The sequence below is a fragment of the Streptomyces sp. NPDC026246 genome (assembly GCF_055567995.1).
In genome coordinates this window covers 213,313-239,682 of the sequence record NZ_JBVHPJ010000012.1, presented here as the reverse complement: position 1 = coordinate 239,682, position 26,370 = coordinate 213,313, and the positions used below count along the sequence as shown (strand labels likewise).

The window sequence follows — 26,370 nt, the reverse complement described above, 5'->3', positions numbered from 1 at the left end:
CCTTCGCGTTGGGGTGCGGTGGTTCGGTCCGGCGCGTCAGGAAGGCCGGCGGCGCTGATGGGTGGCGTCGGCGAGGACGGCGAAGATCTGGACCATGGCTGACTGGTTGAGGGTCGCGACCGGTGCAGTCGGGTCGTGGTCGCCGCCGTTGGAGGGCTGGAAGCGGAACAGGCCTGTGGAGGCGTCCCGGTTGGACTTGTACGTACCGTCCGCGTAGGTGCTCATGGCCTTCAGGTAGGCGGGGTTGGGACGGACGGCGTCCAGGTCGAGCAGGTCCTTGAAGTAGAAGGCGTTGAAGATGGCCGGCTGATCGTGCAGACGGCTGCCCGTGGTCCAGTACGCCAGGGAGCCGCGGGCGTCCTCCACCGCCTTCTTCAGGTACCCGGCATCACCGGTGCCACGGAAGAGCGCGGTGGCGGTGCCGATCATGGAACCCGAGTTGTAGGTCCACAGTGTCTCGTTGGTGCTGCCGTCGTCACCGCGATCGTTCACGTAGAGGCCGGGTGCCTTGCGCATGCACGAGTACACCCAGCCGTACCACTGCTGTGCCTGGTCGAGGTAGGTGCGGTTGTGCGTGAGCTCGTGGAGCCGGGCGGCGAGCTGCGCCGACAGGGCCGTCACGTTGGTGGCCCTTATGTTGTTGCCGGGCGAGTCGTACCAGTCCATTCCGCCCGGGCAGTCCTTGGTGCTGTCGTCGTCCCAAGCTCGGGCGACGATGGGCACGATTCGCTCGGCCCGCTGCAGGAACCGTTCGTCCCCGGTTTTCTCGTACTGATCGAGTTGGGTCAGGGCGACCACCGCGTTGTCGTCGTAGTACACGTCACCGCCCGAGCCCAGGGGGGCCGGCAGGTACGACTCGTAGCCCGGTCGCTCGCCGGAGGTGAAGTAGAGCTCGGCAGTGTCGAACCGCTCGGCCGCGTCAGCCCGGTAGGACGACCCGGTGCGCGGGAGTTCCTGCATGTCGACGGCTGCCTGCGCGGCCTCGCGGAACGGCCACAGATAGGAGTGCTCGGGGTCGCCGGCCTGCCGGGGGGTGTGCTCCAGGTACAGGCCGTGGCGGTCGGGGCCCTCGTACAGGTGGTTCTGCAGGGCGCGGTAGGTGCTGGTGGCGCGGTCGGCCCATGTGTCCGAGGAGACCGGGCGGGCGTCTTCGCCGGTGTGGGCGTGTGCGGGGGCGGCGCCCCAGAGCAGCCCGGCGCAGACAAGGGGAGCGGTGGCACGGGTGAGCAGCGATCGCAGCATGAATGGTGCCCTTCGCGAGGACGAGGAAGGAGGACGGGCGTGCGGGCTCAGCGGTGGATCTTGAGGCTGCTGACGAAGAAGCGTTGGGCGGAGAAGAACAACACCAGCGTCGGCAGTGAGACCAGGAGGGCGCCGGCCAGCACGATGGGCGGCCCGACGTTGGAGTAGTTGCCCTGGAGATCCGCGAGCGCGGCCATCACGGGCCGGATGTTGCGGCTCGTGACGATGGTGATGCCGAACATCAGGTCGTTCCACACGGCTACGAACTGGAACACGAAGACCGCGATCATGGCCGAACGGGTCAGCGGAACGTGGATCTGCCAGAACACGCGCCACCAGGACGCGCCGTCCATGCGTGCGGCCTCCACGACTTCCCGCGGCAACGTGAGGGCGTAGTTGCGCATGACGAAGAACGCGAACGGAATCGCGATAGCCGTGTACAGCAGCAGGAGACCGATCTGCGTGTCGTACAGCGAGGTGCGCGCATACGACAGGAACAGAGGTCTGAGGAAGACCTGGAGCGGCAGCAGCGTGCCGGAGTAGATCACCCAGAACCACAGGGCCGGCCGCTTGACGGGCATGATGACCGTGGCGAAGGCGGCGAAGGCGGCGATCACCGCGGCGGCCACCGCGCTGGTGACGGCGTAGAGGAGGCTGTTGCCGAGGGCGGGGCCGAGGTTGGCCTTGTCCCAGGCCTGGGACATGTTGTCGAACAGTCCGAAGTCCTGGGGCAACCAGTGCGGGCTGCCGGAGTAATCCTCGGCGGGCACAAGCGCGTTGACGACGAGGAGCCAGGTGGGAACCAGCCACAGCACCGCGAGTACCGCGATGGTGGTGTTGCGCAGAACGCGGCCAGGGGACATCGTCACACGCCTTTCACGTCGAGCTGACGGCGCAGGTAGAGCCAGGAGGCCGCCAGCACGATCACGGTGAGGACGATCGCGATCGCCGCTCCCGCGCCCGGCCGCAGTTCCAGGAACGTTTCGTTGTACATGGACACGGCGAGTGTCTCGGTGGCCCGACCCGGGCCGCCTTGGGTGAGCACCCAGATCAGATCGAACGACTTGAGGCCGTTGACCAGGCTCATCCCGATCACGATGATCGACACCGGACGGAGCTGGGGCAGCACGATGTGGCGGAACTGCTGCCAGCCGCCCGCACCGTCCAGAGCCGCCGCCTCGAGTGTTTCGGGCGGGATGGACTGCAGTCCGACCAGGAAGAGGATGACGGCCACGCCTGTGGCCTGCCACGCGTTGGCGAGGATCATCACGACGGTGTTGCCCGGCCAGGTCAGCAGCCATCCCTGGGCCAGTGAGTCCAGCCCCAGGGTGGTCAGTACCTGGTTGACGGCTCCGTCGGTGGTGAGCATGAAGTTCCACACCACCGCCACCGCGGAACCCGACAGCGCGTAGGGCAGCACGACACACAGTCTCGCCAGGCGTGAGAAGCGGCCGGTATCGGTCATGCAGGCGATGGCGAGCCCGAGCACGAACGGGAGCACGACCGTGCCCACCACCCACATCAGCGTGTTCTGGATGGAGCGGGACAGCGCCGGGTCGGAGGCGAACAGCCAGTAGTTGTCGAACCAGGCGAACGGCGAGGTCCGCGAGTCGCCGTAGAAGCTGCGGTAGAACGTCCAGCCGAAGGGGGCCAGCAGGAACAGCGTGACCAGGAGGACGGCCGGGGCCATGAACCCACCGGCCGCCAGCCGCTCACGCGCTGTGCGCCAGGTCCGTGAGAGAGGGGACGGCCGAGGATCGCCCTGGGGTGTCGCGGCTCCGCCGCCCGTGGTGGGCAGGCGTCGGTCGGTTATAGAAGTACTCATGCTTCGTCGTGCCTCCAGGCCGCCCATTCGTCGCGTGCACGCTCCTGCATCCGGCGCAGCGTGGTGGCAGGCGAGGTCTGCCCCGCCATGAACCCGCCCAGGTCGTCGGTGTTGCCCTGGATGAGGCTGGGCGGGCTGGCCTCCCAGTAGCGAACCAGCGGCAGCCGGTGCTGCCGGGCGATGTCCCGTTGCAGCTGGGCCACCACAGGGTTGCCGGAGCGCACCTTCGGGTTGGCGGAGCTGTCCTGCAGGAAGTCGCTCCACGCGCGCTGCACGGACGGATCGAGCCAGGCGCCGGCGTTCGCCATCGCGGCGTCGTGCGACGAAGCCCGGCTGGGCACCACGAACACGCCCGACTCGGCGATCACGCTCTTCGGGGTGGTGGGCCGCAGTGTGGGGAGAATGAAGGCACCGTAGTCGACGCCCGGCTTCATGCCCGCCGCCGCCATTCCCGACGACTGCCAGGTGCCGTGCAGGAACATGCCCACCGTCCCCTCCTTCAGCGCTCCGGGGCCGCGGGCCTGGTCGAAGTCGGGCGGCGTCATCCAGCCCTTGCGCATGAAGTCGTGCCAGATGTCCATCGCGCGACGGGCCGGGGCATCGGTGTAGGAGGCTTCGCCCGCCACCAGCCTCCGGTAGAAGCCCGGGTCGACTTTGCTGACCAGTTCCTGGAACCACTCGATCGCGGGCCAGCCACCCACCTGGCTCGCCAGGAACGGGGTGATCTTGTTGCGGCTGAGGACCTCGGCACAGTGCAGAAGCGCGGCCCAGCTGCCGGGGACGGACAGTCCCAGCCGCTTGAACACAGGCTTGCTGTAGAAGAGCACGTAGTACGACTCGTACAGCGGAACACCGAACACCATGCCTCGGTAGGAGACCGCCTCCCGCGACGTGGCGCGCACCCATCCCTTGCCGGCGTACCGCTCCCAGACGCGGGTCAGGTCGGTGAGTCCGCCCGCGCGCGCCAGCCGCTTGAGCTGGTATCCGGACGCCCACTTGACGAGGTCGGACGCCTTCGAGGTCTGCAGGGTCATCTGGACGACCTGCTGGTACGAGGTGACCGACGGGTTGGACAACGGCCTGAGCGAACAGCCGGTGATCTTCTCGAGCTCCCGTCCGGCAGCGCGGTAGCCGTCGTCCCACGTGGCGTTGTCGTTGGAGACGCTCGTGGTCCCCGGCTGCGCAGACGTACTCGCTCCGCGGGCACAGCCCGCAGCCGTCAGGGCCGCACCGGCGGCCGCGCCGGCAAGGAAGCGACGCCGAGCAAGCGGCGCGGTCACGCTGCTTGTCCTGCCCGATGCTGACATGGATCACCTTCACGGAATCGGGCCATCTGCGTGGCCGGATGTGAATCACATGGCGCCCGTCACCCCTCAGGGACTCGGAGTCGGCCAGTGCGTATGGCGTGGAGGTTAACGACACCATTCCAGCGGTAGCAAGGGTCGCGGAGCAAAAGAATGCAGTTCCGAGATCACTTCCAGCATAATCGCTGGTCAAAGCGGCGCAAGCGAACCAAAGAGCAAGTGCAGGCACCGTGGACACGTTCGGCTAGGCGTTGTTATCGTTAACGGACACGATGGAGTCAAGCAAGGAGCCGATGTGCCCGCGTCCCGTTCGTACGACCCACACCCCAGTTACCGCCCGTTCGGCGGGGAAGTGGTCGCCGGCTGGCCCGCCGCGGTCGCCGGTCTGCCGCTCGGTCCGCTCCTCCTGGCGGTCGACGGTCCTGCGGCCCTGGACTGGGACACGCTGGCCGACACCTTGGTGGCAGCCGTGCACTCGGCGGGCCGCGAGGCGGACTTCCTCGATGCCCGCAGCCACTACGCGACGGCGGCCCACGAGCGGGTGACCGGCCGGCCCGTCCCCGCCGACGATCCGTTCTTCACCCCACTGTCCGAGGCGCGGGTAGTGGACCTGTTCGACTCCGCTCCTCGGCCCGAGCGGCCCGCGGGGGACGGTGTGATGGTGGTGTACGGGCCGGGCGCCGCCCTGTGCGAGCCGGATGTGCTGTGGTACGCCGACCTCCCGAAGCGGTTCGCCGAAGCTGCCGTGTCGAAGGGCGAGCTGCCGGTCGGCGTCAACCTGGGGCGCCCGGCGGAGCCAGGCGACCTGGTGCGCCTGTTCTACACCGACTGGCCCGTACTGGACCGGCACCGCGACGCGATCGCGGGACAGGTCGACCGATGGATCGACATGCAGGACCCGGCTTCCCCGGCCTCGCTGGACGGCGCCGCGCTGCGCAGCACCCTGGCACACCTGGCCCGCGGCCCCGTACGCACCCGTCCGTACTTCAACTCCACGCCGTGGGGCGGACAATGGGCGGCCAGCGAACTCGGTTTCACCCCCCAGGCCGGGAACACCGCCCTCGGCTACGAGCTGATCGCACCCGAAGCGGGGGTCGTGATCGGCGAGAGGGACGGCGCGCAGGTCGAGATCCCGTTCCAGTTGCTGTGCGTCGAGCATCCCGAGGACATGCTCGGAGAAGGGGTGCACCGCCGCTTCGGCACCTCCTTCCCGATCCGGTTCGACTACCTCGACACCATGGGCGGCGGCAACCTCTCCCTGCATCTCCACCCGCGGGAGCGGTACATGCGAGAGGTCTTCGGCTGGCCTTACACCCAGCACGAGACCTACTACGTCACAACCAGCGAAGACGGCGCCCGGGTGCTGCTCGGCCTCACCGAGGAGGCGGACCTCGACACCATGCGGCGCCAGGTCGAGGACGCCATCCACCACGGCATCCCGATGCCCGTCGAGGAGCACGTCCAGTCGCACCCGGCGACGGTGGGCCAGTTGTTCATGATCCCGGCGGGCACACCGCACGCCTCCGGAGCGGGCAACCTGGTGCTGGAAGTGAGCGCGACCCCGTACCTCTACTCGCTGCGCTTCTACGACTGGCTGCGCAAGGACCCCGCCGGCGCGTCCCGGCCCTTGCCCTACGAGCACGGCTTCGCCAATCTGGACACGGCACGGCGCGGGGAGGACGTCACGAAGGACCTGATCCAGCGGCCGCGTACGCTGCGGTCCGGCGACGGCTGGCGCGAGGAGGTCATCGGCGCGCTGCCCGAGATGTTCTACGCGGTGCACCGCCTGGTCGTGGCCCCGGGCACCGACATCCCCGACGACACGACGGGCCGTTTCCACATTCTCAACCTCGCCGCGGGCGGAGGCGCCGTCATCGAGACCCAGGACGGCCGCAGTCATCCCCTGGCCTTCGCGGAGACCATCACGATCCCCGCGGCGGTCGGCCCCTACCGCATCCGCGCCTTGGGGGCCGACGAGGTGCGGATCGTGAAGGCGCTGGTGGTCGAACCGTGAGCATGCCCTCCACAGGGCCGGCCTCCGCGCCGGTCCCCGTCCTCGACATCGGCGGCACACATGTCACCGCCGCGCTCGTCGACCCCGCGACGAGCCACCCCGTTCCGTCCGCGGTGACCCGCATGCCCCTGGACTCGCACGCGGCCGCCGACGACATCCTCGACATGATCACCCTCGCCGCCCTGGCACTGCCGGGCGAGCACAGCCCGTGCTGGGGAGTGGCGATGCCCGGCCCCTTCGACTACGCCACCGGCATCGGCCGCTTCACCGGCATAGGCAAGTTCGAGTCGCTGTCCGGCGTCGACGTCGGAGCCGGCCTGCGACAGCGGATGGTGGACCGGGCCCATCGACTGTGCTTCCTCAACGACGCCGACGCCTTCGCCATCGGCGAACACGGCGCCGGTGCGGCCGCCAGTCACGACCGTGCCGTCTGCCTGACGCTCGGCACAGGCGTGGGTTCCTCGTTCCTGTCCGCCGGCCGGCCGGTCCACTCCGGTCCCCTGGTACCGCCGAGCGGGCACGTGCACCACCTGACGGTGCAGGGCCGGCCACTGGAAGACACGGTGTCGCGCCGTGGCATCCGCACCCACTACGCCCGTCTAGCGGTCTCGGCGGACGACGAGCGCCTCCCGGATGTGCATGAGATCGCCGCGCGCGCCGACGAGGGCGACGCCGCCGCAGCGGAAGTCTTCCGCTACGCTTTCGACTTCCTCGGCCAGGCCCTGGCTCCATGGATCGACCGCTTCGAAGCCACCGCGGTGGTCGTCGGTGGCTCCATGGCCCAGTCGTGGGACTTGGTCCACCCTGCGCTCACCACAGGTCTGGCTTCGGCCGGAAGACCGGACGTACCCGTGCTCCCGGCCCGGCAGCCCGTGGAGGCACCCTTGATCGGGGCGGCCCGCTGGGCACAGGACACAGCGGGCGCCTCATGAGCACCGGGGCTCCTGCGCAGTCAGGCAGAGGAAGGGGCAGAGGCATGACCGCTCGCCAGGGCGGCGGGCCGACCATGCATGACGTCGGCAAGCTCGCGCAGGTCAGCGCCATGACCGTCTCACGAGTACTCAAGAACGACCCGGGCGTGTCCCAAGCGACCCGCGAACGGGTCTTCGCGGCGGTCGACCGACTGGGCTACCGCCGCAACCAGACCGCCCGCAGTCTCCGCCTCGGGGGCAGCGGAATGATCGGCCTCGTCGTCACCAATCTCGCCAACCCCTTCTATTCGCGCCTCGCGCTCGGCGTCCAGGAAGTCGCGACGGACTACGGCTTTCGCATGCTGCTCAGCAACTCCGCCGAGCAGGCCGAACGAGAACCCGAACTCATCGACGGGCTGGTCGCTCACCAAGTGGAAGGGCTGATCGTCGTCCCGGCCGGCAGCCGCCAGCAGCATTTGGCAAGCGCCATGCGGCATGTCCCGGTGGTCCTCGCCGCACGACCACCCGCCGGACTCGACACGGACTGTGTGCTGGTCGAGGACTTCCACGGCGCGCGTGAAGCCACCGCTTGCCTCCTGGCCGAAGGACACACCCGCGTCGCCTTCCTGGGCAACCCGCCGGCGCTCTACACCGGTGCCGAGCGCCTGCGCGGATTCTGGGCAGCACACGAGGAGCTCGGCATCGAACCGGACAACGCCCTGATCCGTCAGGGCCTGGTCGACTCCACCACGGCGGAGCAGGCGGCCCTCGGCCTGCTCGAGCAAGCCGAGCCGCCCACCGCGCTCTTCTGCACCAACAACCGCATCAGCCAGGGTGCGATCCGCGCCCTCTACAAGGCCGGGACCACCCTTCCCATCGCCGGTTTCGACGACTTCGATCTCTCCGACGTCCTCGGGCTCCCCCTGACGCTCGTCTCCTACGACGCCGACGAGATCGGCCGTCAGGCCGCGCGTCTGCTGATCGACCGTCTCGCACACCGGGACGAAGCGCCGCCGGCCTCCCGCCGTATCACCGTGCCTACCCGCGTCATCCGTCACGGGACGTCATCTCCGAGCGGTCCGGGAAGCCCTCCCACCAGCGCGTAACACATTCACCCGGACGCTTTCCGCCCGTGCCGGCCGCCGCCGGGCGGCACGCGCCTGCCCCCCGTTCCCTCCATCGCGGAGACGGTCCGTCAGGGCGCGTGTGACATGGCCCCAGCCCGGCTCCAGCCCGAACAGTGAGGGCCCGAGAGCCGGCCGACCGCCGAAAGGCTGACCATGCACTTCCCCACCAGCGTCAAGAACCATCCCCTCGTCCAGCAAGCGGTGTGCCGCCTCGACGACCTCGGCGATCCGCGCTTGGGCCGGACACTGGTGCGCTGCCTGGACGACACCCTGGCCCGCACGATCCGGCCGATGCCCGACGGCACCGCCTTCGTCGTGACGGGCGACATCCCCGCCATGTGGCTGCGTGACTCCTCCACGCAGATGATGCCCTACCTAGCCCTCCTGCACGACGACACGGCCCTGCAGGAACTCGTGCTCGCCGTTCTGCGTCGGCAGTTCCAGCAGATCGCCCACGACCCGTACGCCAACGCCTTCAACGCCGGACCCACCGGGCAGGCCCACGACCACAACGACCTGTGCGACGACCCTTGGGTGTGGGAGGAGAAGTACGAAGTCGACTCCTTGGCCTTCCCCCTCCTGCTGGCCCACCGCTTCTGGGCTGCGACCGGCCGGACCGACCACCTTCCCGAGACACTCCGGACGGCCCGCACCGTCATATCGGTGTGGCGCACGGAACAGGACCATGAGCGCCTCTCCCCCTATCGGTTCGTGCGTCAGGACGGACCAGTGAGCGACACCCTGCAGAACGCGGGACGAGGAACACCCGTCGCCCGGACCGGGATGACCTGGAGCGGATTCCGGCCGAGCGACGACGCGTGCCACTACGGTTACAACGTCCCCGCGAACCTGTGCGCCGCTGCCGCCCTCGACGGCACCTCCGAACTGGCACAGCTCATGCAAGACTCGGAACTCGCCGAGACCGCCGCACGGTTGGCGACAGAACTGCGCGAGGCCACGGAGCGGCACGGCACAGTGCTTCACCCCGACTACGGCGTGATCTACGCCTACGAGGTGGACGGCCACGGCAACGCGCTGCTGATGGACGATGCCAACATGCCCGGGCTGCTCTCGCTGCCCCTCGTCGCGAACGTCCCCACCACCGATCCCGTGTACCTTGCCACACGAGATTTCGTCCTCTCCCCGGCGAACCCGACCTGGCACCGGGGAACGGCAGCGGAAGGCATCGGCAGCCCTCACACGCCCGACGGGCACATCTGGCCCATCGCCATCGCCGTGCGAGGCCTCACCAGTACCGACACCACAGAGCGGACAGCGGCTCTGCGGACCCTGCTGGCCACGGACGCCGGCACGGGCGCCATGCACGAGTCGTTCCACAAGGACGATCCGAGCCGGTTCACCCGCCCGTGGTTCTCCTGGGCCAACGCGATGTACGCCGAACTGGCGTTGGACATCGCCGATCTCGGCACCCGGCCACTGTGGGGCTCTCCGCCCGACTCCCACGTGCGACGAACGCGAGCCTGACGGGACCGAGCATCGAAGCGGCCAAGGAGGCGGCTTCCAGCAGCTGCGACGCCGGGCCTTGGCCTCGCGCGAGAAGGCGTCACCCGGAGGCGTCACCTGTGCGTCGGCTCAGCCGGCACGGTCCGGCGCGTCGTCCAGTGATCCGTGGGCAGTCTCCGGCCCGTCACCCGCCCATTGCTCAATTGTCGCAGCCGACTCTGCCACCTCCGGAATACCTGGTGCCGTCGACCTCCACCCACCCGGTGACTTCAGCGCAGTAGGTGTTGGCGCCTGAGACGTAGACGCCTCCAGCGAAGGTCGAGTAGGAGCCCCTGTCGTACCAGGACGTCTGCCAGACGTAGCGGCGGACGCGAATCTCCAGGTTGTGCGATCCGGACCGGTTGTCGAAAGCCATCGCGCAGTAAGTACCACTGCCCGCATCGTCGTACCAGACCTGGAGGTACCCCACCCCGTCCGACAAAGGCATGCGTGTGACCGCAGTCCCCTTGCACGACGAGAACGGACCGGCATAGCCGGGGGGAGCGTCGGCCGGGTCGGTCGCCGACGCGGCACCCGACCCACCGAACACGGCACCCGCCACCAGCCCGCACACCGCGGCGACGGGTAGGGCTCGCCTTGTCATCATGTCGATCCAGCTCACCGGAAGCCCCCTGCTCTGTGTGGCCGACGGTCCATGGCGCCCGGTCAGGAGGAGGCGGACGTGGCATCCCCCGGCAGGGCCCGTCAATCCGTAAGTGACCGGCCTACCGTAGCCCAGCACTCCCGACGGCGGGTGCGCACTCCGGACAGCACGATGCCCCAGCACGATTCCCCGAGGCCAGCCTCCTCGCGCCGGCTCCCTATCTGAATATTATTGTCAAGTCAAGTACTTTACACTGTTGCTCCAGGGTGATCGGATCTGATCAATCATCAACTCTGGAGACCCCGTGCGCATATCCTCCACTCGAAGATCGACCGCATCGCTCGCCGCCGTCCTTGCGGCCACCATGATCACGCCTGTCACAGCACACGCCGCTCCTCCTCCCCGACCGAACACGGTCACGACGGCCGAGACCGACGGCCCGCAACGCGCGCCCCTCGAAGTAACGCTGATCACGGGCGACAAGGTGACGATGGCTCAGACGCCCCGGCGGACGGCCCCCTCGGTGGACGTCCAGCGCCCGCCCGGCGCACAGGGGTCGGTGCGCATCGCCACCGAGGACGGCGACACCTACGTCTACCCCGACGACGCGGTGCCCTACATCGCGACCGGCCGCCTCGACAAGCAGCTCTTCAACGTCACGCAACTGGCAGCACAGGGCTACGACGACGCCCGCTCCAAGGCACTTCCCCTGATCCTGACGCACACCACGAACTCCTCGACACCGAAGCGGGGTGTCACACCGCAGCCACCAGCCGCGCCCCACGCCGCGCTCCCGGGAGCCGAGACCACGATGAGGCTTCCCTCCGTGCACGGCGAGGCGGTCCGCACCACCCGGTCCAAGGCCGCGGCCTTCTGGTCCGCTCTGACGGGCAGCGGCCCGGTAACGAGCCGTTCCTCGGCGGGCAGGACCGTTGACGCCCCCGACGCCTCTGGCGCAGCACCGCGCTTCACCGCCGACGTCGACCGGGTGTGGCTCGACAGCAAGGCACGTGCGACCCTCGCCGACACCACTGCGCAGATCGGCGCCCCCGACGCGTGGGCCGCCGGAGGCACCGGCACCGGGGTGCGGGTGGCCGTCCTGGACAGCGGGGTGGACCCCACCCACCCAGACCTCGCCAAGCGCATCGTGGCGTCGCGCAGCTTCGTCCCCGGCGAGGACGTCGTCGACCGCAACGGGCACGGCACCCACACCGCGTCCACCGCCGTCGGCACGGGAGCCGCATCCGGCGGCAAGGAGCGGGGAGTGGCCCCCGACGCCGACCTGCTGGTGGCCAAGGTGCTCGGCGACTCCGGGTCCGGCGCCGTATCGGGAATCATCGCGGGTATGGAGTGGGCGGCCCTCACCCAGCACGCCAAGGTGATCAGCATGAGTCTCGGCGTCGGCGGCTGGCACACCCAGGACGATCCGATGAGCCAGGCCGTGAACCGGCTCAGCACGGAAACGGGAGCGCTCTTCGTCGTCGCCGCGGGCAACGACGGTCCCGGCCCGCACAGCCTCGCCGCGCCGGGAACGGCGGACGCCGCACTCACCGTCGGCGCGGTGGACACGGCCGATCGGCTCGCCGAGTTCTCCAGTGCCGGGCCGCGTATGAACGACGACGCCCTCAAGCCCGACCTGACCGCTCCCGGCGTGGACGTGCTGGCAGCGCGCTCCCAGTACATGACCTGGGGCGAGGGCTACTACCACTCGAACAGCGGCACCTCGATGGCCACACCTCATGTCGCGGGGGCGGCCGCCGTGCTGGCGCAGAAACACCCGCACTGGACCGGGCGACAGATCAAGGACACGCTGATGAGCACCAGCGTGGCCACCCCTCGATACACGCCCTACCAGGCGGGCACCGGTCGGGTGGACCTCGCCGCCGCCTACCGCCACGATGAGGTGATCGCGACCGGATCCGTCGACGCGGGACTCGTACCGTGGCAGCCCAACACGCAGCCCCAGCCGGTCAAGCGCGAGATCACCTACGCCAACACCACCGACCGTCCGATCGAGTTGCGTCTGTCCGTTGCCGACGGTGACTCGACGGCGGAGGTGTTCACGACCGTGACCGACCATGTCACGGTGCCGGCACGCGGAACCTCGACGGTCGGCATCGTGGTCGACCCGAAGGGACTTGGCGCAGGCCAGTACGCCGCACAGGTCACGGCACGGCACGCAACCGGTGCAGTGCACACGGCCGTAGGCATCTCCGTCGAATCCGAGAAGCACAATCTCACCATCGACCTGAAGGACCGCGACGGCCGACCCGTGAGCGGCGAGGTCGAGATCACGAGCGCGGACGGGCGCTCCACCTTCCTGTGGATCCCCGACGGGAGACACACCAGCCGCTGGGCGCCCGGTACGTACATGGTCCACTCCCTGATGGACGTCCAAGGCACCCACGGACGCCACTCCCTCGGGCTCGCGGTGCTCACGGCACCCGAAGTGGACCTGACCGCCGACCGGCTCGTGAACCTCGACGCCTCCCGCGCACGGCAGGTCAAGGTGGCGACACCTCACCCGACGACGGTCGCTCACAGCAGGGTCGACCTGTACCGCTCCTTCACCTCGAGCACTCCGACCCCCGGTGACGGCAGTGCCCTGCGGGAGAGGATCCGTCCCTCCGCCATGTACGACAGCCTGTGGGCGTTGCCGACCAGGGACAAGGTGACGAAGGGCAGCTTCGTCCTCGCCACCCGGATCCGGGCCGAACAGCCACCTCTTCAGGTGAACGCCCGGGGTTTCCACGTCGAAGACCCGGTCGTGCAGCCGGGGTCCCGGCCGATGGCCGACGGCACTTCGCGCCTGGACGCCGTCTTCGCCGGCACCGGGTCACCGGCGGAGTACGCCGGCTTGTCCGTCCGGGGCAAAGCCGTGGTCGTCCGCCGGAGCGACGCGGTGGCGCCCACCGATCAGGCAGCGGCGGCGCACGGCGGCGGTGCTGCGCTGCTCCTGGTGGTCAACGACGGCATCGGCCGCAGCAGCGACTGGTACGGCAGCCCCGACGGCGTCGCGAAGGGGCCGATTCCGGTCGCCTCGATGACACAGGACCAGGGCAGCGAGCTGATCAAGAAGATCGCCGCCGCACACAAGCACACCATCCGGCTGGCCGTCGAGGCGCACCCCGCGCCGAAGTACCTCTACGACCTCGTCGATCACCACGTCGGACGAGTGCCCGAGGACCCTTCCGCGACGACGGACCCCCGCAGGCTCGCCCGAATCGATCTGGACTTCGCACCTCCTCCGGGACGACAGGTCACCGAGTCGCGACTGGACTTCCCGGCTTACGACTACCCGCCGTACAAGGGCATGTCGCCCAACGCCCTGCCCGTCGAGGCGGTCGCCCCCGGGCGGCGCACCGACTGGGTGTCCGCCGGCGACGGCATCACCTGGCAGCAGTCCGCCGCCCTGGACGGCTGGGGACATTCCCAGACCGACCAGCTGACCTACCGGCCGGGCAGCGTGCACAAGGACCGCTGGTTCGGGCCCATCACACGGCCGCGCCTGATCAGCACCGACATCCCGTTCCGGGGAGAGAACGCACTCAGCGCCTACATCCAGGGATTCGGCGACGCGGGTTCCGCGCACAGCGGCGGTTCCGGCATGTACCAGGCGATCTCGTTCCACCAAGGTGACAGGCAACTGACCAAGGTCGAAGGCTGGCCCACGCTCAGTGTGGGTGACCTGGCACCCGAGAAGCGCGCCTACCGGCTGGTCGTCGACACCAAGCACGACGGCACGATCTCCCCCTACTCCACCAGGACCCACACCGAGTGGCGTTTCACCTCCGGCGCCGCCGAGGGCGTGCAGGCCGTCCCGCTCGTCCAGCTGGACTACGAAACGGTGCTGGACCGCGAGGGGCGGGCCGAGCGGACGGGACGCTTCGCCATCACGCCGGCAGTGCTCGGCAGTGACTCCCCGCATGACGCGGCGTCCTCGCTCGGGCTCGAGATCTCCTACGACGACGGCGCCACCTGGCAGCGCCAGGGCCTGAAGGAGAGGCAGGGCACGTGGCGCGCAGCCCTGAACGCGCCGCACCGGGCCGACTACGTGTCCCTCCGCGTCACCGCCGACCAGCGCAACGGCGGCGGCGTCGTGCAGACGGTCGTCCGGGCCTTCGGCCTCCGATGACCCACGGGGGGCCGGTGTCCGCGGCGCGGGTACCGGCCCTTTCCCGTGGGCGTCGTCCGCCGGCGCGCCGACGGGCCGGGCCCTGTCGGCGGATCGGCGACCGCTATCCGGCCCTGTCCCCCGGCTGGACGGTGCCCTCCTCGACGTCCGCCATCGCGGGGTCGAGAAGACGGGACAGGAAGTGGCGGGTGCGTTCGTGGCGGGGACGGGCGATGACCTGCTCGGGGGTGCCGTCCTCCACGATCACTCCCCCGTCCATGAAGACCACCCGGTCGGCTACCTCACGGGCAAAGGTCATCTCGTGGGTGACCACCATCATGGTCATGCCGTCCCGGGCGAGCATGCGCATCACCGCGAGGACATCGCCCACCAGCTCCGGGTCGAGCGCGGACGTCGGCTCGTCGAACAGCATCACCTCCGGGCCCATCGCCAGCGCACGGGCGATGGCGACGCGCTGCTGCTGACCGCCGGACAAGGACGAGGGATAGGCGTCGGCCTTCTCCGCGAGACCCACCCGCGCCAGGTTCTTCGCGGCCACCTTCGCGGCCGCCGCCTTGTCCCGTCGCAGCACCCGGCGCTGCGGCAGCGTCAGGTTCTCGGTCACCGTCAGGTGGGGGAAGAGGTTGAACTGCTGGAACACCATGCCGATCCGGCGCCGTACGGCGTCGATGTCGACGTCGGGGTCGGTGATCTCCGTGCCTCCGACGAACACCTGCCCCTTCGTCGGCTCCTCCAGCAGGTTCACGCAACGCAGCAGCGTGGATTTCCCGGAGCCGGACGGGCCGATGACGCAGACGACCTCGCCCTGGTCGATCTCCAGGTCGATGCCGCGCAGGACCTCGTTGTCACCGAAGGACTTGTGCAGGGCGCTGACCCGGATCTCCGGTCGGCTCATTTCACGGCCTCCTGGGCCTTGGCCTCCATGCGGCGTACGACGAAGCCGAGCGGGATGGTGACCAGCAGGTAGCACAGCCCGGCGACGAGGATGGGCGTGGAGTTCGCGGTCTGGCTGGCCAGGTCGCGACCGAACTTGGACAGTTCCCGTTCTTCCAGGGTGACTCCGAGGAAGAGCACCAGCGAGGAGTCCTTGAACAGGAGCACCAGTTCGTTGGTGAGCGGCGGGAGGATGACCCGGAAGGACTGCGGGAGGATGATGGAGACCATGGCCCGGGCGTGCGAGAACCCCAGCGAACGGGCTGCCTCCATCTGCCCCTTGGGTACGGCCTGGATCCCTGCGCGGAAGGTCTCCGCCATGTACGCGGCTGCCACCAGGCCGAGCGCGAGGGCCACCTTGCCGTAGGTGCCGCCGATGATCTCCGTGCCGGGGAAGGCCAGCGGGACGGCCACACCGATGAAGATGAAGATCAGCAGGGCGGGCAGGCCGCGGAAGATCTCGATGTAGACGCCGGCCAGCCAGCGGTAGGGGCCGACGGACGACAACCGCATGAGTGCGATGACCATGCCGAGCACCAGGCCGACGGCGAAGCCGGACACCGTGTACAGCACGGTGTTCTTCAGTGCCAGCGTGATCACTTCGGGGAACATCTGCTCCGCGATGGCCCGCTGGGCGAACTGGTTGCGCAGCCGGTCCCAGTCGGCCGCTACCGCGAAGGCGATCACGGCCGCGACGAAGACGACGTACTGGACCCCGCGTGAGAGACTGCGCCGCTGACGGCGGGTGAGTCCCTTCCTCTTCGGCTGGAGCGCTGTCTCGGGCTGGGTCATGAGGCGGACGGGGAGGCGGCGGACTCGTCGTACGGACCGATCCACTGCTCGTACAGCTTCTTGTAGGTGCCATCGGCCTTGGCGTCCGCCAGCGCCTTGTTGATGGCCTCCCGCAGCTTGTCGTTGCCCTTCTTGACGGTGAAGCCGTACTGCTCGCCGGTGTTGATCTGCTCGGCGACCTTGAAGGCGTCGGCGTTGGCCTTGTCCTTCAGCCATCCCTGGACCACCGGGTAGTCGATGACGACTGCCTGGACCTGGCCGGTGCGCAGGCCGTTGAGGACGGCGTCGGAGGACTCGAAGGAGACCGGGTCGAGGCCCTTGCTCTTGGCGTAGTCCTCACCGGTGGTCTGCGCCTGGGCGCCCACCTTCTTGCCCTTCAGGTCGGCGAAGGACGAGATCCCGCTGTTCTTGTCGGCCAGGACGGCCTGGGTGGCCTGGAAGTAGGGGTCCGAGAAGTCGACGTTCTTCTTGCGCTCTTCGGTGATGGTCATGCCGGCGGCGGCCAGGTCACACTGACCGGCGTTGAGCGACCCGCCCGTCTTGAAGTTCTCGAAGGGCTGGTCGACGATGTCCTGCTTCACACCCAGGTCCTTGGCGACCAGGTCGACCAAGGACACGTCGAAGCCCTGCACCTTGCCGTCGATCTCCGACTGGAAGGGCGGGTAGGGCAGATGGGTGCACGTGGTGAGCTGTCCGGCCTTGACGAGCTCGACCCCGCCGGTGGCGGTCTTCTTGGCGCCGTCGCCGTCGTCGCTGGAGGTGCATCCGGCCGCCAGCACCAGCCCGGCCGCCGCGGCGGTGGCGGCCAGAAGACGGGCCCGGTACCTGAGGACGGTGTTCAAGGGGACCTCCTGTGAGGAATCGAGGTCTCCGATTATAAGGAGAGGTTTGAGGCGCTCAAAACAAATGGAGGCGTCTGAGCCGATCGGCTTCCAAGAAGTCCCCTTAGCCCGGTCTGGTCCCTGTGAGACGGGGACCCTCACGATGCGGGTGTCGTCGGCGCCGCTTCGGCGGGTCGCGACGATCGGTGCGCGGCCACACGGACACCACTGTCCCGGCTGGGCCGGGGCATCAGCAGGACGGCGAGCACAGCGATGAGGAGGGCTCCACCGAGCATGCCGAAGCCGTGGGTGTAGCCGGATTCCCGGGGCAGGCCCGTCGGGGCGAGATCGGCGGTGACGACGCTGGTCATCAGGGCGGCACCTATGGAGCCGCCCACGGTGCGGATGTTGGTGTTCATGCCGCTGGCGACACCGGTCTGGTCGGGCGGCACGGCACCTACGATGAGGCTGGACATCGCGGCGAAGGCGAGACCGAAGCCCCCGCCCAGGAGCCCGGTGGCGACGTAGAGTTCCCACTTCTCACTGTGCGCGAAGGTGAGCACGGCCACAGCGAGGAGGCTGGTCAGCAGACCGCACGCGATCACGGCTCGGCCGCCGATCCGTGCGGTCATCGAGCCGCTGGCCATGCCGCTGAGGAACATCATGACGGTGAGCGGAAGCAGGATCAGCCCCGACTGGGTGACGCCGGCACCGAAGCCGTAGCCGGAGGAACGGGGGGTCTGGACGAACTGCGGCACGAAGGCGAAGAGCGCGTACATGCTGACGCCCATGAGCAACCCGACCAGATTGTTGGTCCACACCGCCGGAAGCCGCATCATCCGCATGTCCACCAGCGGAGCCGCGGACCGCTTCTCGACATGGACCCAGCAAGCCGCGATGACCACGGCGCCGACGAGAAGGCTGACGGTTCTCCCTGAGGCCCAGCCCCAGCCCGGTGCTTTGCTGAGTGCCACGAGCAGGGCCACCAACCATGCCGACAGCAGCAGGGCGGGTAGGGGGCTGATGCGCCCGGGGGTGCGCAGTGAGGATGTCGGGATCACCAGGTGGGCGGCGACCGCGGCGACGGCGGTGAGCGCCATGGGGATCCAGAACAGCCAGTGATAATCCAGGGTGTTGACGATCGGCCCCGCGAGGACGACCCCGGTACCGGCCCCGACCGCCGTCAGGGAGGCGAGGGCCCCGACCGCCCCGGAGACCTTCTCCGGTGGGAACTCGTCCCGGAGCACTCCGAAGGCGAGGGGGAGGATCCCGCCCCCGATGCCCTGGATGACCCGGGCGGCTGTCAGCACTGCGACGTTCCAGGCCAGCGCTGCCAGCAGGGCGCCCAGGGAGAGGGCCACCAGGGCGGCCACGAAGACGGGCTTTTTGCCGAGGATGTCGCCGAGCCTTCCCATGATCGGGGTGAAGATCGATGCGGACAGAAGGTAGGCGGTCAGTACCCACGTCACCGTGGAGCGGCTGGTGTGCAGTTCTTCCTGCACGGTGACCAGCACGGGGGTGAGCAGCGACTGCAGGAGGGAGAAGGCCAGGATGCCCACGGCGAGCACGGCGAAGACGAACTGGTGGCGGGTGCGTGAGGTGGGCTGGGGCATGGAACGTTCTCCGAGCTGGTGGTGGGAGCGGCTGTCAGTGCTCGGCCGCGAAGGTGAGCCACCCCGGCGGTGCCGAGCCGGCCCTGGCACGGCACCCGTGCGGGACAGGAGGGCCGTGGCAGTGTCAGACGCTGATGGCCTTCGTCTCGAGGTATTCCTCGAAGCCGGCACGACCGTTCTCCCGGCCGTTCCCGGACTGCTTGTACCCGCCCCAGGGGGCCATGAAGTTGTACTGCCCGCCGTTGATGATGACCTGGCCCGCCCGGATCCGCCGAGCCAGGGCCAGTGCGTGGTCGTCGTCGCCGGCGATCGCGGCGCTGAGGCCGTAGACGGTGTCGTTGGTGATGGCCACGGCCTGATCGTCGCCCGTGTAGGGGATGACCGTGAGGACGGGCCCGAAGATCTCCTCCCGGGCGATGGTGGAATCCGGATCCACGTCGGCGAAGATCGTCGGCTTGACGTAGGCACCGGTTTCCAGGCCTTCCGGCCTGTCCGGGCCTCCGGCCACGAGCGTGGCGCCGTCGGCGATGCCCTTCTCGATGTACTCGTTCACCCGCCGGCGCTGGGCTTCGGAGGCCAGAGGGCCCAGGTCGGTCTCCTCACGAGTGGGATCCCCCGTCGTGTATGCGGCGGCGGCTTCCCGCAGCTTCTCCACCACCAAGTCGTGCGCCTCGGTCGGAACCAGCATCCGCGTCCAGGCGCCGCAGGCCTGACCGCCGTTGACCCAGGCATTGGCGAGGCCCTGGCTGACGGCTTCGTCCAGGTCGGCCTCGGGCAGGACGACGAGCGCGGCCTTGCCTCCGAGTTCCAGGGACACACGCTTGACGGTGTCGGCGGCGACGGCGGCAACGCGCTTGCCCGCCATGGTGGAGCCGGTGAAGGACACCATGTCGATGCCACTGTGGCGGGCGATCGCCTCACCCACGACGGCTCCTGTGCCGTGCACCAGGTTGAAGACACCGGCCGGAACGCCGGCTTGGGCGGTGACCTCGGCGAATATCTGAGCCGACAGCGGTGACACCTCGGACGGCTTGAGAACGACGGTGTTGCCCGCCAGCAGAGCGGGGACCACCTTGTTGACGACCTGCTGCAGGGGAAAGTTCCACGGCGTGATCGCTCCCACGACCCCGATCGGCTCACGCACGACGGTGGAGTTGCCCACCTCCTCCGACCACACGTATTCCTCGGCCACGGTGATGGCCGCCGCTATGGCCTCGGCGGGGAAGCCCGCGTGCGCCAGCCGGGAGAACGAGATCGGCGCGCCGATCTCCGCCGTGATGACGGTGGCGAGTTCCTCCTGCCGGGTCTGCAGGCCCTCGGCCACCCGGCGCATGAGCGCGATCCGGTGGGCGAGGTCGGTCGTCGACCAGTCGGCGAAGGCCGCCGTCGCCGCACCGACCGCACGGTCGACATCCTCTGCCGTGCCCTCGGGGACCGAGGCGATCACCTCGCCCGTGGCGGGGTTGACCACGTCAAGGCCGGGGCCGACCACCGGAACTGAGTGCCCGTCGATCCAGTGTGCGGGGACAGGGAGATGGGTCTGGGCCGAACTGTTTCCTGATGCCGTAGGCGACATGGGCAGGCCTCTCTGGGTGCGGACCTATGGGTGGCTGGCAGGCGATCATCGACTTGATTTACTTGCTTCAGCAAGCATCTAATCAGGATGATAGTTGCTACGTCAAGCACCTAGATGGATCAATTCTTCGTTCAGTACGGCGCGCCAGAACGACGGGAATCACCCCAAGGTTCGCGAAACATCGAACGACTGCGCCCTACTTGCCCCTTGACAACCCGCCAGACCCGAGTATTACTTGCTGAGTCAAGCAACGATCTGTCCGATGGCTCAGGCGTGACCACACCACGTCGGCGCCATACGTGTCCGCAACAGGCGGAGCGTGTAAGAGAGGACCATCACCTTGTCCGAGACAGGATCGAAGACGTACGACAGTGATGCGATGTACGTTCCCGAGAGCGACGGCACGGTCAAGTGGGTCGTCGGGGACGAGTACAACATCAAGCTCAGCGGTGAGCAGTCACACGGGACACTCAGTTTCGTCGTCGCCACTGTCCCGCCCGGCAACGGCCCCGTCGCGCACATGCATGAGAACAGCGACGAAGCGTTCTACCTCATAGAGGGTGAACTGGAGTTTCTGAACGGTGAGACGATCCTCACCGCGAAGGCCGGCGACTTCATCTATGTGCCTCGTGGCACACGGCACCGCTTCAAGAACCGGAGCCCTCGCCCCACCAAGATGGTCTTCCTGTTCACGCCTGCAGGGCCGGAGGAATTCTTCCTCCGGTACGGTGACGACCCGCTGCCGGGCCACGAGCCGGAACTGTGGACCGCCGAGCGCTTCACACCGCAGATGCTTGAGTTCTCCCGCAAGCTCGGCACTGTACAAGCGCCGGAGCGGGACTAGCCGCACACACCGCGAGCCGGCGGTTCCTCCTCACCGTTCCCGGACGGTCGAGCGAGGTCATGGACACCGGACGCATCGGCAACACACCTGCCGCGGACGACTGCGGCAGCAGGTCACGTCATACAGCCGTGCCCCTTTCGCAGCCGGACGCGCTGCGCGAGATCAACAGCAAACAGAACGGATGAATCCCCCATGGCCAACACGCCTGAAGGTTTCGAGCACGCGTACGCCGATGTCAACGGCACTCAGCTGCACTACGTCATCGGCGGAGAGGGGGAGCCCCTCGTTCTCATGACCGGCTACCCGCGCACCTGGTACTACTACCAGCGGGTCATGCCCAAACTCGCCGAGCACTTCCGCGTCATCGTGGTCGACATCCGCGGCATGGGGGACTCGGCGAAGCCCGAGTCCGGGTACGACAAGAAGAACATGGCCAAGGACATATACGAGCTGATCCGCTCCCTCGGCTACGAGCAGGCGTACGTCGAGGGCGAGGACATCGGCGGCATGGTCGCCTGGAGCCTGGCCATCAATCACCCCGAGGTGGTCAAGAAGCTGATCATCGCCGACGGTGTCCACCCCAACCCGGGCATGCACAACTTCTCGATGGTCCAGCCCCCCGAGGCGCGAGAGGTGATCTTCCCGTTCTGGTGGGTCATGGGTCAGATTCCGGACCTTCCCCACAAGCTCTTCGCCGGCAAGGCGCGCGAGATCATCGACTGGAACATCAAGAACATCGGCGGCGACCACCCCGAGGTGTTCACCGAGGACGTCCGCTCCATGGCCGCCGCCGGCTACGACACCGCCGAGTCCATCATCGCCACCAACAAGTGGTTCGACACGTTCTACCAGGACATCATCGACTTCGGCACCTACCCGAAGCTCTCCATGCCTCTGGTGTACTTCAGCGGCTATCTGCTGCCGGTCTCGAAGGCCATGGTGGATCCGATGGTGGACGACGTCACGTACGTCGAGTTCCCGGGGGCCGGGCACTTCCTGGCGGAGGAGCGTCCCGAGGAGTTCGTGGCCGAGGTGCTGAAGATCTTCGGCGCCTGACACACTCTCGACACGCAGCCGTGTAGCCGCGGAGGCGCCGGTCACGAGCGACGTGGCCGGCGCCTGCGGGGCGAACTGCCCTCCCCCTGATCACAGCCGAACGACCCCGCCCTTCGCGGATGTCGCGTCCGCACCTGGGGGTCAGGTGACGGTCCAGTCGCGTAGCTGCCGGGCGATTCCGGCGACTCCGAGCGCGCCTGAGACAGCGTCGCGGACAAGGGCGAGGGCCGCCTTGGGCGGGTACTCCAGCTCCCGTCCGTTGAGGAACAGAAAGGCCTCGCTCGCGTGCCAGGCGAAAGCCTCGTTGGAGTGTTCCAGACAGGGCAGCCTGGCCAGTGTCTGCAACAGCGCGGCGGCCTTGAGGTGCAGGGATCCGTAGATGTCCCGCTTCATGGCCTTGGCGTTCACCCGGGCTGCGGCGGCGTAGAGCGGTCCGTAGTCGTCGACTTGGGGATCCCCGGCGAGGATCTCGGCGGCGTGCAGCAGGAACGTGACGTCGATCGGGTGCAGCGGTTCCTGGTCGGTCACGCGGCGTGTCCCCGCTCGTGCTGGTCGATTTCCCGCTTGGCCTCACGCTCGGCCGCCCGCTGCTCCGGGCTGGGATCGGTGCTGCTCGGTTCGGCGGCGAAGGCGGCGCCGCTGCGGGTCATGGACGCCTTGAATCCGGCAAGGAACCGCTGCTCCACGGCGGTCGCACGGTCGTAGGCGGCAGAGAGGATGTACTCCTGCATGCTGACACCCGCCTGTTTGGCGGCCGCCGCGATGGCTTCCCGCTGCGCGGGGTCGGGAAAGCGCAGACTCATTGCTTTGGTGTCCGACATGGTATGGATGGTATCAGTGGTGTCGTCCTGGGGTCCCGTCGTGGCTCCTCCTTCTCAGGCGCCCGGGTCGAACGGGATCCCGGCGGGCTTGGACTGGGTGAGTGCGTACGCGAAGTCCCCGTCCTTGATCTTGATGGAGGCCGCGCCGAAGTCGGCGCTCATGAGCTTGTCGCGGTAGCCGGCCGGATAGCCGTTCCAGCCGACCAGGCGGGGATAGAACCAGCCGCCTGTCGCGTTCTCCGGAGGTTCGTCGTTGCCGTCGGCAAAGCGGAACGCATGCGTCGAGGCGCCGTCCTTGTGATAGACGATCTTGGGGTGGGTGCCGTCGAAGCGCACGGACGAGCGTGCCGCGATCACGTACGTGCTGTGGTGCGAGGCGGCGACATACCGGACTTCGTCGTCGCTGATCCACACCACGACGTGCTCCCAGTCGTGGGTGTGTCCGATGGCCAGAGGTCCGAGGGTAGCCTGGTCCTTCTCGAAGTAGCTGGCGTACACGACGGCACACCAGCCGTTGTTGCACTTCTCGCGGGAGTAGGTGTTCGCGTTGGCCAGCTGGGCCTGGTCGTGACACTTGCCGTTGACGTCGCCGCCCAGCGGCAGACCGGGATTGACGGTGCCGTCGGCGCCGATGGCGGCGGTCGCGTAACAGCCGTCGGTGTCGTAGTCGTAGGCAGGAGAGAAGGTCTGCTCCAGGCCGTCGGCGTTCTGGGGCAGGAGTTGCAGGACGCTCGCGTGGGCCGGGGCGGGCGAGGCAGCCACCAGCGCCATCGCGCCGAGGACGCCGGAGAGGGCCGACCACCGCGTCCGCCGCGTCCGTCGTGCGCGCATGGTGCGCTCGTCCGATTCAGCGTGCCGTGTCGTCGAGCGTGTTGAGTTGCGCACGTCAGCTCCTCATCCAGGGCGGAGGGTAAAGCGGTGCTGCGGCCCGGGAGACCGGCTCCCGGGCCGTCCGTTCAGATGTCGTCGTGTCCGGCGAACCGGGACCGCCGCCGACGGGGCAGGTCCTCGGGCACACGGGTGAGGTGCACGGCTGTGCTGGCCCAGTCCCCGGCCGGCAGGTCGAGACGCAAGCCGTACTCGGTGAGCACCGTCGAGTGGTGGACGGCACCGGTGCGGCTGTCGCGGTACCGCGCACCGGCAGGCAGGGCGGCCAGCCGCACCGGCAACCTGGGGCTTCCGTGGCGCGGCCCGCGCTGCCACGCGAGGATCAGCACCTCGCCGGCGTCCTCGGCCACGTACTCCACGACGGTGGGGGTGTCGTCCAGCGGCGGCGCGGACAGCCGGTACAGCGCACCGTGCTGCACGAGGTGCCGCACCTCCTTGTACTCGGCGACCAGCGCCGCCCCCTCGGCGAGTTCTTCCTCGGACCACGCCGTGAGATCGCCGCCGATGCCCAGCAGCCCGGACATCGCGACGTGGAAGCGGAAGCGCAGCGGAACGGACCGGCCGGTCAGCTGGTTGGGCACATCGGTCACCCAGGCGGACATCGCACGCGCCGGATACAGCTGGGTGAAGCCGTGATGGATGGACAGCCGGTCGACGGCGTCGGTGTTGTCCGACGCCCATGCCTGGTCGGTGCGGGCGAGGATGCCCAGGTCGATCCGGCCTCCACCGCCGCTGCACGTCTCGATCCGCAGGTCCGGGTGGTCGGCACGCAGCCGGTCGATGACGTCGTAGAGATTGCTCACGTAGCGGGTCCACAGCCGGTCGGCGCCGTCGGACTGTCCCGGCCAGCCGGCTTCTCCGAAGGACCGGTTCATGTCCCACTTGAGGAAGTCGATGCCGTGGTCGGCCACGAGACGGGTGAGCCAGTCGTAGGCCCAGTCGGCGACGTCCTGGCGGGCGAAGTTGAGGACGAGCTGGTTGCGCAACTCGGTGCGCTGCCGTCCGGGGATGTGCAGGACCCAGTCGGGGTGGGCGCGGTACAGGTCGCTGTCGGGGTTGACCATCTCGGGCTCGACCCAGATGCCGAAGCGCATCCCGAGGTCGTGGACGGCTCGGGCCAGGGGGCCGAGTCCATCCGGAAAACGGTCGGGGGCGGGGGCCCAGTCGCCGAGGCCGGCGGTGTCGCCGCGGCGGCCGCCGAACCATCCGTCGTCGACGACGTAGAGCTCCACCCCCAGTGCGGCGGCCCGTTCGGCGAGCGCCTTCTGGCCGACCTGGTCGACGTCGAAGCCGGTCGCCTCCCAGGAGTTGTACAGCACCGGGGCCGTCTCGTGGGCGTGGGGCATCACGTAGGTGCGGATGTAGGCGTGCCAGGCGCGGCCCGCCGCGCCGAATCCGCCGTCCGTGTACAGCCCGGCGAAGACCGGAGCGGTGAACTCCTCCCCCGGCGCGAGAGGTACGGGGACGCCTTCGTGGCCGGCGCCCCCGGTGAGGCCGACGCGGCCGTCGGGAGTGCGCTGCACGGTGATGCGCCAACTGCCGCTCCACGCCAGGGCGGTGCTCCACACCCGGCCGTGCTGCTCGGTCGCTTCGCCGGAGTCCAGCATCACCCAGGGGTTGGCGTGATGGCTGGTGACACCTCGCCGGCTGGTCAGCACGGTCTCGCCGTGCGGCAGCCGGTCACGGTGCAGCCGGCTCTCGGCCGACCACTGGCCGGTGACGTGGCTGAGGCGGTAGTCCGGCAGCGGGGGCAGGGCCCAGGCGGCGGAGTCGGCGCGCAGCAGGCTCAGCTGCTGGTCCCCGCCGTTGCGCAGTACGGTGCGGCGCTCGATGACGTCGGTGTCGTCGCGCACGCGGTAGTGGAGGGCCACCTCCAGCGGGTACAGCCGGTCGCGGAATTCGAGGATCAGCTCGGCGGTGCCCGCGCAGGGTTCGACGACCGTGTGCCCGGTCGGCTGCCATTCGAACGCGCGGGTGCCGTCCTCGTAGCGGATCTGCAGCGAGGGGGGCCCGTAGCGGGTTCCGCCGTCGACGGGCAGTTCCTCACCCACCGGCGGCCGGCCCTCGAAGCTGCTGGCCGACGGGCCGGGCGGGGTGAGGAGTTCCTCCGCCTCGTCCAGGGTCAGCCGCGGGCCCCAGGCCACGTGGCAGGGCGCGCCGCTCTCGTCGATCCGCAGCGCGTACGACGTGCCCTGGGTGTTCAGCAGCCACGTCCCGGTGTCGGGGGAGCGGGAGATCAACGGCATGGGGCCTCACGTTCGGGCTTCGGGGATGCTGCGGCAGAGACAACCGCGACCTTGGATCATGTGTCAACCCCCCACGCCTGAAGAGGATTTGCATGCCTAATACGGGCCCGAGCTT

At 68.7% G+C, this 26,370-nt stretch carries 21 protein-coding genes; 7 read left to right on the top strand and 14 right to left on the bottom strand.

The window, feature by feature from the left end; all coding sequences use genetic code 11:
- Positions 1-36: 36 nt before the first annotated feature.
- The 4 genes from ACZ4M5_RS27705 to ACZ4M5_RS27690 are packed head-to-tail and all read right to left on the bottom strand — an operon-like array spanning position 37 to position 4,347.
- Positions 37-1,242 (bottom strand): glycoside hydrolase family 76 protein, encoded by a 1,206-nt coding sequence (locus ACZ4M5_RS27705; RefSeq protein ID WP_467740585.1) that lies wholly within the window; start codon positions 1,240-1,242, stop codon positions 37-39.
- 47 nt (positions 1,243-1,289) lie between these two features.
- Positions 1,290-2,105 carry a carbohydrate ABC transporter permease gene (locus ACZ4M5_RS27700; protein ID WP_467740583.1) on the bottom strand — a complete coding sequence of 272 codons (816 nt, stop codon included), beginning with the start codon at positions 2,103-2,105 and terminating at the stop codon, positions 1,290-1,292.
- Between the two features lie 2 nt (positions 2,106-2,107).
- Positions 2,108-3,067 carry a carbohydrate ABC transporter permease gene (locus ACZ4M5_RS27695; protein ID WP_467740581.1) on the bottom strand — a complete coding sequence of 320 codons (960 nt, stop codon included), beginning with the start codon at positions 3,065-3,067 and terminating at the stop codon, positions 2,108-2,110.
- On the bottom strand, positions 3,064-4,347 hold the full coding sequence (locus tag ACZ4M5_RS27690; protein WP_467740579.1) for an ABC transporter substrate-binding protein: 1,284 nt from the start codon (positions 4,345-4,347) through the stop codon (positions 3,064-3,066). Before ACZ4M5_RS27690 ends, ACZ4M5_RS27695 begins: the two co-directional genes overlap by 4 nt.
- Before the next feature lie 319 nt (positions 4,348-4,666).
- On the opposite strand from ACZ4M5_RS27690, the gene ACZ4M5_RS27685 reads away from it, so the two are divergent.
- From ACZ4M5_RS27685 to ACZ4M5_RS27670, 4 genes are all read left to right on the top strand, one after another.
- Positions 4,667-6,385 carry a class I mannose-6-phosphate isomerase gene (locus ACZ4M5_RS27685; RefSeq protein WP_467740577.1) on the top strand — a complete coding sequence of 573 codons (1,719 nt, stop codon included), beginning with the start codon at positions 4,667-4,669 and terminating at the stop codon, positions 6,383-6,385.
- A 2-nt stretch (positions 6,386-6,387) separates the two neighbouring features.
- Positions 6,388-7,317 carry an ROK family protein gene (locus ACZ4M5_RS27680; RefSeq protein ID WP_467740575.1) on the top strand — a complete coding sequence of 310 codons (930 nt, stop codon included), beginning with the start codon at positions 6,388-6,390 and terminating at the stop codon, positions 7,315-7,317.
- 44 nt (positions 7,318-7,361) lie between these two features.
- Positions 7,362-8,402, top strand: a complete 1,041-nt coding sequence (locus ACZ4M5_RS27675) for a LacI family DNA-binding transcriptional regulator (RefSeq protein ID WP_467740573.1) — start codon at positions 7,362-7,364, stop codon at positions 8,400-8,402.
- Positions 8,403-8,576: 174 nt separating this feature from the next.
- Positions 8,577-9,908, top strand: coding sequence for a glycoside hydrolase family 125 protein (locus tag ACZ4M5_RS27670; protein ID WP_467740571.1), 1,332 nt, complete (start codon positions 8,577-8,579; stop codon positions 9,906-9,908).
- Between the two features lie 178 nt (positions 9,909-10,086).
- Here ACZ4M5_RS27670 and ACZ4M5_RS27665 read toward each other — a convergent pair whose 3' ends face one another.
- A complete protein-coding gene (locus ACZ4M5_RS27665) occupies positions 10,087-10,548 on the bottom strand; it encodes a hypothetical protein (protein ID WP_467740569.1) in 462 nt (153 codons plus the stop codon).
- A gap of 472 nt (positions 10,549-11,020) precedes the next feature.
- Between ACZ4M5_RS27665 and ACZ4M5_RS27660 the strand changes: the two genes are divergently transcribed.
- On the top strand, positions 11,021-14,665 hold the full coding sequence (locus ACZ4M5_RS27660; protein WP_467740567.1) for a S8 family serine peptidase: 3,645 nt from the start codon (positions 11,021-11,023) through the stop codon (positions 14,663-14,665).
- Between the two features lie 103 nt (positions 14,666-14,768).
- Here the strand turns inward: ACZ4M5_RS27660 and ACZ4M5_RS27655 are convergent, their stop codons facing one another.
- The 5 genes from ACZ4M5_RS27655 to ACZ4M5_RS27635 all read right to left on the bottom strand — a co-directional run bounded on the left by ACZ4M5_RS27655 (position 14,769) and on the right by ACZ4M5_RS27635 (position 20,400).
- Entirely contained in the window at positions 14,769-15,560 is a 792-nt protein-coding gene (locus tag ACZ4M5_RS27655) for an amino acid ABC transporter ATP-binding protein (protein WP_467740565.1), read from the bottom strand.
- Positions 15,557-16,390 carry an amino acid ABC transporter permease gene (locus ACZ4M5_RS27650; protein ID WP_467740563.1) on the bottom strand — a complete coding sequence of 278 codons (834 nt, stop codon included), beginning with the start codon at positions 16,388-16,390 and terminating at the stop codon, positions 15,557-15,559. Before ACZ4M5_RS27650 ends, ACZ4M5_RS27655 begins: the two co-directional genes overlap by 4 nt.
- Complete coding sequence (locus tag ACZ4M5_RS27645; protein ID WP_467740561.1) at positions 16,387-17,232, bottom strand: transporter substrate-binding domain-containing protein; 846 nt, start codon at positions 17,230-17,232, stop codon at positions 16,387-16,389. The genes ACZ4M5_RS27650 and ACZ4M5_RS27645 overlap by 4 nt, the downstream gene beginning before the upstream one ends.
- A gap of 137 nt (positions 17,233-17,369) precedes the next feature.
- Positions 17,370-18,824 carry an MFS transporter gene (locus ACZ4M5_RS27640; RefSeq protein ID WP_467740559.1) on the bottom strand — a complete coding sequence of 485 codons (1,455 nt, stop codon included), beginning with the start codon at positions 18,822-18,824 and terminating at the stop codon, positions 17,370-17,372.
- Positions 18,825-18,948: 124 nt separating this feature from the next.
- On the bottom strand, positions 18,949-20,400 hold the full coding sequence (locus ACZ4M5_RS27635) for an aldehyde dehydrogenase family protein (RefSeq protein ID WP_467740557.1): 1,452 nt from the start codon (positions 20,398-20,400) through the stop codon (positions 18,949-18,951).
- Between the two features lie 340 nt (positions 20,401-20,740).
- Here ACZ4M5_RS27635 and ACZ4M5_RS27630 point away from each other — a divergent pair, with 340 nt between their 5' ends.
- Together ACZ4M5_RS27630 and ACZ4M5_RS27625 are read left to right on the top strand one after the other, a co-directional pair.
- Entirely contained in the window at positions 20,741-21,244 is a 504-nt protein-coding gene (locus ACZ4M5_RS27630) for a cupin domain-containing protein (protein WP_467740555.1), read from the top strand.
- A gap of 192 nt (positions 21,245-21,436) precedes the next feature.
- A complete protein-coding gene (locus ACZ4M5_RS27625; RefSeq protein WP_467740553.1) occupies positions 21,437-22,300 on the top strand; it encodes an alpha/beta fold hydrolase in 864 nt (287 codons plus the stop codon).
- Positions 22,301-22,441: 141 nt separating this feature from the next.
- Here ACZ4M5_RS27625 and ACZ4M5_RS27620 read toward each other — a convergent pair whose 3' ends face one another.
- The 4 genes from ACZ4M5_RS27620 to ACZ4M5_RS27605 form a co-directional block, all read right to left on the bottom strand.
- Positions 22,442-22,828, bottom strand: a complete 387-nt coding sequence (locus ACZ4M5_RS27620) for a fic family toxin-antitoxin system, toxin component (protein ID WP_467740551.1) — start codon at positions 22,826-22,828, stop codon at positions 22,442-22,444.
- A complete protein-coding gene (locus tag ACZ4M5_RS27615) occupies positions 22,825-23,121 on the bottom strand; it encodes a type II toxin -antitoxin system TacA 1-like antitoxin (protein WP_467740549.1) in 297 nt (98 codons plus the stop codon). The genes ACZ4M5_RS27620 and ACZ4M5_RS27615 overlap by 4 nt, the downstream gene beginning before the upstream one ends.
- 54 nt (positions 23,122-23,175) lie before the next feature.
- Positions 23,176-23,952 carry an NPP1 family protein gene (locus ACZ4M5_RS27610; RefSeq protein WP_467740547.1) on the bottom strand — a complete coding sequence of 259 codons (777 nt, stop codon included), beginning with the start codon at positions 23,950-23,952 and terminating at the stop codon, positions 23,176-23,178.
- A gap of 125 nt (positions 23,953-24,077) precedes the next feature.
- A complete protein-coding gene (locus tag ACZ4M5_RS27605) occupies positions 24,078-26,255 on the bottom strand; it encodes an alpha-galactosidase (RefSeq protein WP_467740545.1) in 2,178 nt (725 codons plus the stop codon).
- Positions 26,256-26,370: the final 115 nt, after the last annotated feature.